The 12,023-nt window shown below is 61.2% G+C and carries 10 protein-coding genes; all 10 read left to right on the forward strand.

All coding sequences use genetic code 11. From position 1 onward, the window contains the following. Positions 1–143 precede the first annotated feature (143 nt). The 10 genes from IE038_RS22430 to IE038_RS22475 all read left to right on the forward strand — a co-directional run bounded on the left by IE038_RS22430 (position 144) and on the right by IE038_RS22475 (position 11,790). Entirely contained in the window at positions 144–2,825 is a 2,682-nt protein-coding gene (locus IE038_RS22430) for a motility hub landmark protein FimV (RefSeq protein WP_163939047.1), read from the forward strand. A gap of 83 nt (positions 2,826–2,908) precedes the next feature. Then, entirely contained in the window at positions 2,909–3,790 is an 882-nt protein-coding gene (truA, locus tag IE038_RS22435) for a tRNA pseudouridine(38-40) synthase TruA (RefSeq protein ID WP_438810795.1), read from the forward strand. 39 nt (positions 3,791–3,829) lie between these two features. Next, a complete protein-coding gene (locus IE038_RS22440; protein WP_163939043.1) occupies positions 3,830–4,450 on the forward strand; it encodes a phosphoribosylanthranilate isomerase in 621 nt (206 codons plus the stop codon). Between the two features lie 255 nt (positions 4,451–4,705). Beyond that, on the forward strand, positions 4,706–5,626 hold the full coding sequence (gene accD, locus IE038_RS22445; RefSeq protein WP_163939042.1) for an acetyl-CoA carboxylase, carboxyltransferase subunit beta: 921 nt from the start codon (positions 4,706–4,708) through the stop codon (positions 5,624–5,626). Continuing rightward, positions 5,623–6,930, forward strand: coding sequence for a bifunctional tetrahydrofolate synthase/dihydrofolate synthase (gene folC / locus IE038_RS22450; RefSeq protein ID WP_163939040.1), 1,308 nt, complete (start codon positions 5,623–5,625; stop codon positions 6,928–6,930). Before accD ends, folC begins: the two co-directional genes overlap by 4 nt. Beyond that, positions 6,914–7,594, forward strand: a complete 681-nt coding sequence (locus IE038_RS22455; RefSeq protein ID WP_189396316.1) for an SPOR domain-containing protein — start codon at positions 6,914–6,916, stop codon at positions 7,592–7,594. The genes folC and IE038_RS22455 overlap by 17 nt, the downstream gene beginning before the upstream one ends. Before the next feature lie 98 nt (positions 7,595–7,692). Then, positions 7,693–8,247, forward strand: coding sequence for a CvpA family protein (locus IE038_RS22460; protein WP_189396317.1), 555 nt, complete (start codon positions 7,693–7,695; stop codon positions 8,245–8,247). 41 nt (positions 8,248–8,288) lie between these two features. Further along, a complete protein-coding gene (purF, locus tag IE038_RS22465; RefSeq protein ID WP_189396318.1) occupies positions 8,289–9,794 on the forward strand; it encodes an amidophosphoribosyltransferase in 1,506 nt (501 codons plus the stop codon). 14 nt (positions 9,795–9,808) lie between these two features. Next, positions 9,809–11,020 (forward strand): O-succinylhomoserine sulfhydrylase, encoded by a 1,212-nt coding sequence (locus IE038_RS22470; protein ID WP_189396319.1) that lies wholly within the window; start codon positions 9,809–9,811, stop codon positions 11,018–11,020. Next, positions 11,017–11,790: an SDR family oxidoreductase gene (locus tag IE038_RS22475; RefSeq protein WP_189396320.1), complete on the forward strand. Its 774-nt coding sequence runs from the start codon at positions 11,017–11,019 to the stop codon at positions 11,788–11,790. The genes IE038_RS22470 and IE038_RS22475 overlap by 4 nt, the downstream gene beginning before the upstream one ends. The last annotated feature ends 233 nt before the right edge of the window (positions 11,791–12,023 follow it).

Here is a 12,023-nt window from a genome sequence, read left to right on the forward strand (position 1 = left end):
TCTGGATTGCTGGAAGTGAGCGGCCATAGGGCGCTTGCGGGGCAGTTTGCAAAATGGCTCGCAGCTTGATGCCGGTCGATGCCTCAGGGCGGTTTTTCACTTCTTCTCGGTTGCCGGGGAAGGTTCACACAAAGGATGAGGTCATGCTTCGAATTCGCAAACTGGTGTTAGCAATAGCCGCCGCGTCGGCGCTGTCGTCCGGTATGGCGCATGCCCTCGGCTTGGGCGAGCTGACCCTCAAGTCGGCGCAGAACCAGCCGCTGGATGCTGAAATCGAATTGCTTGATGTGCGTGACCTGACCGCCGCTGAAATCGCGCCGAGCCTGGCGCCGAATGAAGAGTTCGCCAAGGCTGGCGTCCAGCGCCTGGGTTACCTCAATGACCTGACGTTCACGCCGGTCATCAATCCGGCTGGCAAAAGTGTGTTGCGGGTGACGTCCAGTCAGCCGCTGCCGGCACCGATGGTCAAGTTTCTTGTCCAGGTCATGTGGCCCAACGGGCGCTTGTTGCGTGATTACAGCGTACTGATCGATCAGTCGAAGTTCTCGCCACAGTCTGCGCAGGCGGCTGCGGTGACTCCGGCAGTGACCGCGCCGGCACGCTACACCACGGTTCGCCGTGACACCTTGTGGGAAATTGCCGCCAAGGCGCGTCAGGGCGGTTCGGTGCAGCAGACCATGCTGGCGATCCAGGCCTTGAACCCGGATGCCTTTATCAACGGCAATATCAATCAGCTCAAGACCGGGCAGGTGTTGCGCCTGCCTGATGCTCAACAGATTCAGAGCACCCCTCAGCCTCAGGCTGTGAAAGAAGTGGCCGAGCAGTATGCGGCCTGGCGCGAAGGGCGCCGCCTGGGGCCGCGCGCCCGTCAACTGGACGCTACGCACCGTGTCAAGGCACAGGCTGCTCCGGCGCGCATCGCCAAGCAGGATAACCTGCGTCTGGTGACGCCCGGTGCCAAGGGCGCTTCGGGTAACAAGGCGTTGACGGACAAGCTGGCGACGACTCAGGAAAGCCTCGATACCAGTCGTCGGGACAACGCCGAACTGAAAGAGCGCATGACCGATCTGCAAAGCCAGCTGGACAAGCTTCAACGCCTTATTCAGTTGAAGAACGATCAGTTGGCCCGGCTGGAGGCCCAGGCAGCAACGGCTCCAGAGCCTGTCGCAAGCGCAGCCCCTGAGCAGCCTGTGATATCCGCGCAATTGCAGCCGGCAGCGACTGAGCCAGTCGTTACGCCCGCACCGACTGCAGCCGATACAGCGCCTGCGCCGGCCGATGCGCAGGTCGCCAAGACTTCGCTGGATGATCTGCTGGGCAACCCGCTGTTGCTGGCGTTGATCGCAGGCTCGGCGCTTCTGGTGTTGCTACTGCTTTTGCTGTTGTTGGCGCGTAAGCGCAAGGCACAGCAGGAAGCGGAGAAGCACCTGCGCATGGCGCGTGCACTGGCTGAAGAGTCCGAATTGGGTCCTGATCTGGACCTGCCGGAAAGCAGCTTCGAGGGGCTGGAAGTGTCGGCGCCAAGTGTCAAGCTGGCGCCTGCCGTGGTCGCGGCATCCGCGGCGGCGGCTACGGCGGCCGAGCAGGCACCGACCGAGCCTGCGCCTCAAGCCGTTGAGCCTGCGCCGGTGGCCAAGGTTGCTCCGGTGGCCAAGGTCGAGCCGGAGTTGGTGGCTGAGCCTCAGGTCGTGACTGAGCCAGTAGACCCATTGTTGGCGGAAGTTGAGCTGAGCATTGCCCAAGGTCGTCTGAACCATGCGGCCGAGTTGCTTGAGCCTGCGGTTGAGCAGGCGCCGCAACGCAGTGATCTGCGTTTGAAATTGATGGAAGTCTACGCACGTCAAGGTGACCGTGATGCGTTTACCGGCCATGAGCGTCAGTTGATCGCCACGGGGCAGAATCACGCAGATGTTGAAGCGCTGAAGACCCGTTTCCCGGCGATGGTCGCCGTTGTGGCGGGTGCTGCCGCCCTGGCTGCTGAACTGGATGCGCAGTACGTCAAGGAGCTGCTGCAGGATGAATCGCCGGCCGAGGTTGCGCCGCCGGTATCCGAGGATGACCTGGACGACGCTTTTGATCTGAGCCTGGGCGATCTGGAAGGGCTTGACCTGGGGGATGCCGCGGTCGTCGAAGAGGCCGCAGTGCCGGAGTTGACCGAGCAGGTAGCACCGCAGACGGAAGATGATCTGAGTTTTGATTCGGTGCTGCAGGAGCAGATTGCCGCACCGCAGGCGCCTGAACCAGCGCCGCAACCCGAGCCTGCCGCAGAGCCTGAAGTGGTCGTAGAGGCTGAGGCTAAGCCTGAGCCTGAGCCGCTGGATGATCTGGCCGATTTTGATCTGGATGTTGGTGACCAGCCATCGCCTTCGGTCGCTGAGGCACCACGTGATATCGCGGCCGAATTGGCGGCATTTGATGAGTCGCTGGGGCTTGAGGCCGACTTGCCTGAGCTTTCAGGCTTGGGTGATCTGGATTTCCCTGATGATTTCGACCTGAGCCTGTCGGATGATGCGGATGCTGCTTCGGCCAGCTTTGCGTCTGAGTTGGATGACGTCAACGCCGAACTCGACAAGCTTTCGCAGCATCTTGAGTCGCCGCCGATCGAGCCACGGTTTACCGCTGAGGATGCTGCCAGCCTGACGGATGAGCCAGAGTTCGATTACCTGGCCGGTACTGATGAAGTGGCGACCAAGCTGGACCTGGCTCGGGCGTACATCGATATGGGTGATAGCGAAGGGGCCCGCGATATTCTCGACGAGGTCGTCAAGGAGGGCGATCAGGAGCAGCGCCGCGAAGCCAGTGAAATGCGTTCGCGACTGGCCTGAGTTCTTTCCTGTACCTGCAACGGCAGCCCTGGTGGCTGCCGTTGTCGTTATACTCCCCGCCATTGCGTAAATCGACAGGTTGTATCCCCTTGGACATCATTGATAACGCGGCCGCCGAAGCAGCGGCCGAAGGCTTTTTCAGAATTGCCCTGGGCGTCGAGTACAAAGGCTCGCGCTATCACGGCTGGCAGCGTCAGCGCAGTGGCGTGTTGAGCGTACAGCAGACGCTTGAGGAGGCCCTGTCGAAGGTGGCGGACTCACCGGTTTCCCTGGTTTGTGCGGGGCGTACCGACGCAGGCGTGCACGGTTGTGGCCAGGTGGTGCATTTCGACACCCAGGTCGTGCGCAGCAGCAAGGCTTGGGTCATGGGGGCCAACATCAACTTGCCCCATGACATCAGTGTCGCCTGGTCGCAGGAAATGCCGGCGCATTTTCATGCGCGCTTCAAGGCCACCGCCCGGCGCTATCGCTATGTGATCTACAACGATCAGATCCGTCCGGCTCACCTGGGGCAGGAGGTGACCTGGAACCACCGCCCGCTGGATGTTCAGCGCATGGCCGAAGCGGCAGCTTTTCTGGTGGGTACCCATGACTTCAGTGCGTTTCGTGCAGGACAGTGCCAGGCCAAGTCGCCAATCAAGGAAATCCATCACCTGCGAGTTACCCGTCACGGCAAGATGATCGTGCTGGATATTCGTGCGAGTGCCTTCCTGCACCATATGGTTCGAAATATTGCCGGTGTGCTGATGACCATCGGGGCGGGTGAGCGCCCGGTCACGTGGGCGCGCGAGGTGCTGGAAAGCCGCGACCGCCGTAGTGCGGGCGTTACGGCCCACCCTTATGGCTTGTACCTGGTGCAGGTCGAGTATCCCGAAGAGTTCGCCTTGCCCGAGCGTTTTATCGGTCCGCACTTCCTGACCGGCTTCGAAGCATTGGCGGCTGACGACTGGCAAGTCATTTGCTAACATCCGGGGCTTTCCGGTTCAGCTGAGGTTTTACCGAGTATGTCAGCAGTTCGCAGCAAAATCTGCGGGATTACCCGGGTAGAAGATGCGCTGGCAGCGGCCGAGGCAGGGGCTGATGCTATCGGTCTGGTCTTTTATGCGAAGAGTCCACGGGCGGTTGACGTGCATCAGGCGCGCGCGATCATCGCCGCGTTGCCGCCGTTCGTCACCACTGTGGGCTTGTTCGTCAACGCCAGTCGCTGTGAGCTCAACGAAATCCTCGACGCGGTACCGCTGGACCTGTTGCAGTTCCATGGTGATGAGACGCCTGAGCAGTGCGAGGGTTTCAATCGCCCCTGGATAAAAGCGCTGCGGGTGCGCCCTGGTGACGACCTGGAAGCCAGTTGCCGCCTGTATCACAACGCCAGTGGCGTTCTGCTCGATACCTACGTGGCTGGCGTGCCTGGCGGTACGGGCGAGTCCTTCGACTGGTCGCTGGTGCCGGAGAAATTGAGCAAACCGGTGATCCTTGCCGGTGGTCTGACCGCTGATAATGTAGCCTCGGCCATTATGCAGGTTCGGCCTTATGCCGTGGATGTCAGCGGTGGCGTCGAACAGGCCAAGGGGATCAAGGATCCGGCCCGTATCGAAGCGTTTTTGCATGCGGTGCGTCACGCGTGATACGCGGATGTGACGGTTGGCGGCGGGCCATCGTCCATAGCTATCGCAGCCTGATGCTGCCTGGCTGTGCCGCAAGGCCGGTCGAAATTACCGGGTGGTGCCTGTGGCATCGCCTGTAAAGAGTGAATGGGGTGCGGGATCGACGCGAGACCTCGCGGGTCCGTGCCACCTTCTTACAAACACGAATTGGCTCAAGGGCATACGCGTGACCCGACAGTACGCTGTCTGCGGTCGCCGCTACTGGAGAAAGAAAGCATGAGCAACTGGTTGGTAGACAAACTGATCCCTTCGATCATGCGTTCCGAGGTGAAGAAAAGTTCCGTGCCTGAAGGGCTGTGGCACAAGTGCCCATCCTGCGAAGCGGTACTCTATCGTCCGGAGCTGGAAAAGACCCTGGATGTCTGCCCGAAGTGTAACCACCACATGCGTATCGGTGCGCGGGCGCGCCTGGACATCTTCCTGGATGCCGAAGGTCGTGCCGAGCTGGGTGCTGACCTGGAGCCGGTTGACCGTCTGAAATTCCGTGATGGCAAGAAGTACAAGGACCGCCTGAGCGGTGCCCAGAAGCAGACGGGCGAGAAAGATGCGCTGATCTCCATGAGCGGTACGCTGTTTGGCATGCCGATTGTGGTCAGTGCTTTCGAGTTCTCCTTCATGGGTGGCTCGATGGGTGCCATCGTTGGCGAGCGTTTCGTACGTGCGGCCAACTATGCCCTGGAAAACCGTTGCCCGATGGTCTGCTTCTCCGCTTCCGGTGGCGCGCGCATGCAGGAAGCGCTGATCTCGCTGATGCAGATGGCCAAGACCTCGGCCGTGCTGGCACGTCTGCGTGAAGAAGGTATTCCGTTCATTTCGGTGCTGACCGACCCGGTGTATGGCGGCGTCTCGGCCAGCCTGGCAATGCTGGGTGACGTGATCGTCGGTGAGCCAAAGGCGCTGATCGGCTTCGCGGGTCCGCGAGTGATCGAGCAGACCGTGCGCGAGAAACTGCCGGAAGGCTTCCAGCGCAGTGAGTTCCTGCTTGAGCACGGCGCAATCGACATGATCATTCCACGTCAGGAGCTGCGTGCGCGCCTGGGTACGCTGCTGGCCCAGATGATGGGGCTGCCAACGCCGAAGATCGTTTCCTCGGTTGCCGAGCCTGTTGCCGTTCCGTCGGCGCCTGCCACGGTATGACCGAACGTACCCTTGGCGACTGGCTTGCCTACCTGGAGCAGTTGCATCCGTCGGCCATCGACATGGGGCTTGAGCGCTCGCAGCAGGTTGCGGCGCGGCTCGGGTTGGGCAAGCCGGCTCCACGGGTAATCACCGTGACCGGCACCAACGGCAAGGGTTCGACCTGTGCCTTCATCGCTGCGATGTTGCAGGCGCAGGGCCTCAAGGTCGGTGTCTACAGTTCGCCGCACCTGCTGCGTTACAACGAACGCGTGCAGGTCGAGGGCGTTGAGGCCAGCGATGCGCAGTTGTGCGCCGCGTTTGTGGCTGTCGAGGCTGCGCGTGGCGACATCTCCCTGACGTACTTTGAAATGGGTACGCTCGCGGCGTTCTGGTTGTTCCAGCAGTCGGCGCTGGACGCCGTTGTGCTGGAGGTCGGGTTGGGCGGTCGGCTGGATGCGGTCAATCTGGTTGATGCCGACATTGCCGTTGTCACCAGCATTGGTGTCGACCATGCCGACTGGCTGGGTGATACCCGTGAATCGGTTGCCTTCGAAAAAGCAGGCATCTTCCGCCAGGGCAAGCCAGCCTTGTGTGGTGACCTCAATCCGCCGCAGCCCTTGCTCGACAAGGCGCGTGAGTTGGGCTGCCCGTTTTTCCTGCGGGGTCGTGACTTCGATCTTTCCAGTACTGACCAGTATTGGCAGTGGCGGGGCGTTGATGCGCGTGGCAATGCGGTAGAGCTGCAGGACTTGCCGTTGCTTGATCTGCCGATGGAAAACGCGGCGTTGGCATTGCAGGCTTACCTGTTGCTGGATTTGCCCTGGAGTGCAGGGCAGCTCATTGCTGCCCTGAAGGCTACCCGGATCGTCGGGCGCCTCGATCGTCGGCAGTTCACCTGGCAGGGCAAGCGCCTGAATATTCTGCTGGATGTGGGGCATAACCCTCATGCAGCGCAGTACCTGGCGCAGCGACTGGCGGTGCGAGCGCCTCGTGGCAAGCGCCTGGCGGTGTTTGGCTTGCTCAACGACAAAGACCTGGCGGGCGTCATCGAGCCGTTGTGCCGGCAGGTTCAGTGCTGGGCGGTAACGCCGCTGGAGAGCACCCGCAGCCGACCGGCTGTCGAATTGCAGGTAGCGCTAGAGAATCTTGGTGCGAACGTGCAGTCTTATCCAAGTGTCGCGGCGGCCCTTGAAGGGCAGTGTGCGCACGCAACGGCGGACGATGAGATTCTGCTGTTCGGATCATTTTTCTGTGTCGGTGAAGCCCTTGAGTGGCTCGCCCGGCAGGCCAAGGAGGACGAGGTAGATGGCGTCGCTGGATAAGGTCGTCAAGCAGCGTATGGTCGGCGCACTGGTACTGGTGGCGCTGGCAGTGATCTTCCTGCCGATGTTGTTCTCGCGCGAGGATGAGCTGCGTCAGGTGCGTGTCGAGGCGCCGGAAGCGCCTGCCATGCCGGTTTTGCCGCAGGTGCAGGTTGAGCCGGTTCAGGTGCCTGAGCCGCAGCCGTTGCCTGATGAGTCGGTTGCGGTGCAGCAGGTGCCGGTGTTATCGGCTCCGAGTGCGCCGGTCGCACAGGTGTCGGCGCCTGTGCCCGCGCCAGCGCCGGTCACGACGCCTGTGCCGGTGCCTGCTGCGGCCAAGCCTGTCGCCCCCGCAGCAGCGCCGGTGAGCAAGCCAGCACCTGCACCGGTCGCTGCCGTTGCAGCGGCCAAGCCTGTTGCGCCGAGCAAGGTCGATGTCAATGGCCTGCCGGTCAGTTGGTCGGTACAGTTGGCCAGCCTGTCCAACCGTGCCAGTGCCGATAGCTTGCAGAAAACCCTGCGTAGCCAGGGCTATAATGCTTACATTCGTTCGTCCGATGGCATGAATCGGGTGTTTGTCGGGCCGTTGATCGAGCGTGCCGAGGCTGAGCGCCTGCGTGATCTTCTGGGGCGTCAGCACAACCTCAAGGGCTTTGTCGTTCGTTTTCAGCCAGAGCGCAGCTAAACCTTGCCGTCCGGCCGTTACCGGACGGCAAATCACCGCTTACCGATAGCTCATCGCTCTGGTAAAATGCGCCGCCTTATCCGTTTGCAGGCAGCACCGTGGCATTTACCTGGGTCGACTGGGCGATCATCGCGATTATCGCCATTTCCTCGCTGATCAGTTTAAAGCGCGGCTTTGTCAAAGAAGCCTTGTCGCTGCTTACCTGGGCTATCGCCGGGGCTGTGGCCTGGATGTTTGGTGGCGGTGTATCGCAGTACCTGGACAGCTATATCCAGACGCCTTCAGCCCGTGTCATCGCCGGCTGCGCCATTCTTTTCGTCGCCACCTTGCTGGTGGGGGCAATGATCAACTTTATTATCGGCGAGCTGATTCGTGTCACCGGGTTGTCCGGGACCGATCGTTTCCTTGGCATGGCCTTCGGCGCCGCGCGAGGGGGCTTGCTGGTTGTCGTAGCGGTCGGGCTGCTGAGCCTGGGGCCGGTACAACAGGATCCGTGGTGGCAGGAGTCCCGGCTTTTGCCACAATTTCTATTGGTCGCTGACTGGTCGAAAAACCTTATTCTGGGGTTTACCAGTCAGTGGCTCGCCAGCGGGATCACCGCACCGGTTGATCTCCCGTTCAAGGAGCAGCTCCTGGGCCCCAAAACGCCTTGAGTGCTGTTCAGTCCAGTTTCATTAAGTAGGGGTTGCGTCGCATGTGTGGCATCGTCGGTATCGTCGGTAAGTCGAACGTCAATCAGGCGCTGTATGACGCGCTAACCGTCCTCCAGCACCGCGGCCAGGACGCTGCCGGTATTGTGACCAGCCATGATGGCCGGTTATTCCTGCGCAAGGACAATGGTCTGGTGCGTGATGTGTTCCAGCAGCGCCACATGCAGCGTCTGGTGGGGCACATGGGTATTGGTCATGTGCGCTACCCGACTGCGGGCAGCTCGACCTCGGCCGAGGCTCAGCCGTTCTACGTCAACTCGCCGTACGGCATTACCCTGGCGCACAACGGTAACCTGACCAACGTCGAGCAGTTGGCCAAGGAAATCTACGAATCCGATCTGCGTCATGTCAACACCAGTTCCGATTCGGAAGTGCTGCTCAACGTCTTCGCCCATGAACTGGCGGTGCGTGGCAAGTTGCAGCCGACCGAAGAAGACGTGTTCGCTGCCGTGACCGACGTTCACAATCGCTGCCGTGGTGGCTACGCCGTCGTGGCCATGATCACGGGTTACGGCATTGTCGGTTTCCGCGACCCGAATGCCATTCGTCCAATCGTCTTCGGGCAGCGTCATACCGACGAAGGCGTCGAGTACATGATTGCCTCCGAAAGCGTTTCTCTGGACGTATTGGGTTTCACCCTGATTCGTGACCTGGCGCCGGGCGAAGCGGTGTACATCACCGAAGACGGCCAGTTGCACACCCGTCAGTGCGCGACCAATCCGAAATATTCCCCGTGCATTTTCGAGCACGTTTACCTGGCGCGTCCTGATTCGATCATCGACGGCGTTTCGGTCTACAAGGCTCGCCTGCGCATGGGCGAGAAACTCGCCGAGAAGATCCAGCGCGAACGCCCGAACCACGACATCGATGTGGTCATCCCGATTCCCGATACCAGCCGTACTGCCGCGCTGGAACTGGCCAACCACCTGGGCGTCAAGTTCCGCGAAGGTTTCGTCAAGAACCGCTACATCGGCCGTACGTTCATCATGCCTGGCCAGGCTGCGCGCAAGAAGTCGGTCCGCCAGAAGCTCAACGCCATCGAACTCGAGTTCCGTGGCAAGAACGTCATGCTGGTCGATGACTCGATCGTGCGCGGTACTACCTGCAAGCAGATCATTCAGATGGCCCGTGAAGCGGGTGCGAAGAATGTCTACTTCTGTTCGGCGGCGCCAGCAGTGCGTTTCCCTAACGTTTACGGTATCGACATGCCGAGCGCTCATGAACTGATCGCCCACAATCGCACCACTCAGGACGTCGCCGACCTGATCGGCGCCGACTGGCTGGTCTACCAGGACCTGTCGGACCTGATCGACGCAGTCGGTGGCGGCAAGATCAAGATCGAACATTTCGACTGCGCGGTATTCGACGGCCAATACGTGACCGGCGATATCGACGAGGTCTACCTCGAGAAGATCGAGCAGGCGCGTAACGATGCCTCCAAGGTCAAGAATCAGGCAGTCAGCGCGATCATCGACCTCTACAACAACTGATTGGGAGCAGCGGCATGACACAGGAATGGGATGCCGGGCGCCTCGACAGCGACCTTGAAGGGGTTGCGTTCGATACCCTGGCGGTACGTGCCGGTCAACATCGCACGCCGGAAGGTGAGCACAGCGATCCGCTGTTCTTCACCTCCAGCTATGTGTTCCGTACTGCGGCGGATGCTGCCGCACGGTTCGCAGGCGATGTTCCGGGCAATGTCTATTCGCGCTACACCAACCCGACCGTTCGGGCTTTCGAGGAGCGCATTGCCGCCCTTGAAGGCGCCGAGCAGGCCGTTGCCACGTCGACGGGGATGTCCGCGATCCTCTCGACCGTGATGGCCCTGTGCAGTGCTGGTGATCATGTGCTGGTGTCGCAGAGCGTATTTGGCTCGACCATCAGCCTGTTCGAGAAGTACTTCAAGCGCTTTGGCGTGCAGGTTGACTATGTGCCGCTGACGGATCTGGCTGCCTGGGACTCGGCGATCAAGGCCAATACCAAGCTGCTGTTCGTCGAGTCGCCGTCTAACCCGCTGGCCGAGTTGGTGGATATCGCCGCGTTGGCTGAAGTGGCTCATCGCAAAGGCGCGCAACTGGTGGTCGACAACTGCTTCAGCACGCCGGCCTTGCAGCAGCCACTGAAGCTGGGTGCCGACATCGTCGTGCACTCGGCGACCAAGTTCATCGACGGCCAGGGTCGTTGCATGGGCGGTGTGGTTGCCGGTCGCGCCGAGCAGATGAAGGAAGTGGTCGGTTTCCTGCGCACGGCGGGGCCGTCGCTGAGCCCGTTCAACGCCTGGATCTTCCTCAAGGGCCTGGAAACCCTGAATCTGCGGATGCGTGCCCACTGTGCCAATGCACAGGCGCTGGCCGACTGGCTGGAGCAGCAGGAAGGCATCGAGAAGGTTCACTACGCCGGGCTCAAGAGCCACCCGCAGCACGCACTGGCTCAACGTCAGATGAGTGGCTTCGGTGCGGTGGTAAGCTTCGAGGTCAAGGGAGGCAAGGAGGGCGCCTGGCGCTTCATCGATGCTACCCGCTTGATTTCGATCACTGCCAACCTGGGCGACAGCAAGACCACCATCACGCATCCTGGCACCACCTCTCATGGTCGCTTGTCGCCGCAGGAGCGTGAGGCTGCGGGCATCCGCGACAGCCTGATCCGTGTAGCGGTCGGCCTGGAAGATGTGGCTGACCTGAAGGCCGATCTGGCCCGCGGGTTGGCAGCGCTGTGATCGACTGGTCAGCACCCGAAAGCAGTCATAACGGTCGTGTCGCACTGGTTACCGGTGCGGCACGGGGGATCGGCCTGGGCATTGCCGCCTGGCTGATTTGCGAAGGCTGGCAGGTGGTGCTGACCGACCTTGATCGTGCGCGAGGCTCCACGGCGGCCAAAGTGCTGGGTGACAACGCCTGGTTCGTAGGCATGGATGTCGCCGATGAGTCGCAGGTCGCAGTCGGCGTTGCCGAGGTGCTGGGCCAGTTCGGTCGGCTTGATGCCTTGGTCTGCAATGCGGCCATTGCCGACCCGCACAATACCACCCTGGAAAGCCTCAGCCTTGCGCACTGGAACCGTGTGCTGGCGGTCAACCTGGGTGGGCCGATGTTGCTGGCCAAGCATTGTGCGCCGTACCTGCGTGCGCATTGTGGCGCGATCGTGAACCTGGCTTCGACCCGGGCGGCACAGTCCGAGCCCGATACCGAAGCCTATGCCGCCAGCAAGGGCGGACTATTGGCCTTGACCCACGCCTTGGCGGTAAGCCTTGGCCCGGAGATCCGGGTCAATGCGGTCAGCCCGGGCTGGATCGATGCCCGTGATCCTTCCCAGCGCCGTGCCGAACCGCTGACAGAGTCCGACCATGCCCAGCACCCAGCAGGCAGGGTAGGGACGGTGGAGGATGTGGCGGCGATGGTGGCCTGGCTGCTGTCGAAGAATTCCGGTTTTGTTACAGGGCAGGAGTTCGTGGTCGACGGTGGCATGACCAAGAAGATGATTTACCGGTAACGCGTTTTACGCTTGGCGTTTCATGAGGTACACGGCGGTTTCTGCTCTTGCGGGCAGCTTGTCGTTCGAAGGGTAGAGCAACTTTTTTGCGGTTTTTTAAAAAAACTTCAACAGGGGTATTGACTTAGGTTCGATACCTGCGTAAATTTCGCCACCTCAGCGAAGCACACGGGTGATTAGCTCAGCCGGGAGAGCATCTGCCTTACAAGCAGAGGGTCGGCGGTTCGATCCCG

It is taken from the genome of Pseudomonas laurentiana, assembly GCF_014648275.1.
Taxonomy (GTDB): domain Bacteria; phylum Pseudomonadota; class Gammaproteobacteria; order Pseudomonadales; family Pseudomonadaceae; genus Aquipseudomonas; species Aquipseudomonas laurentiana.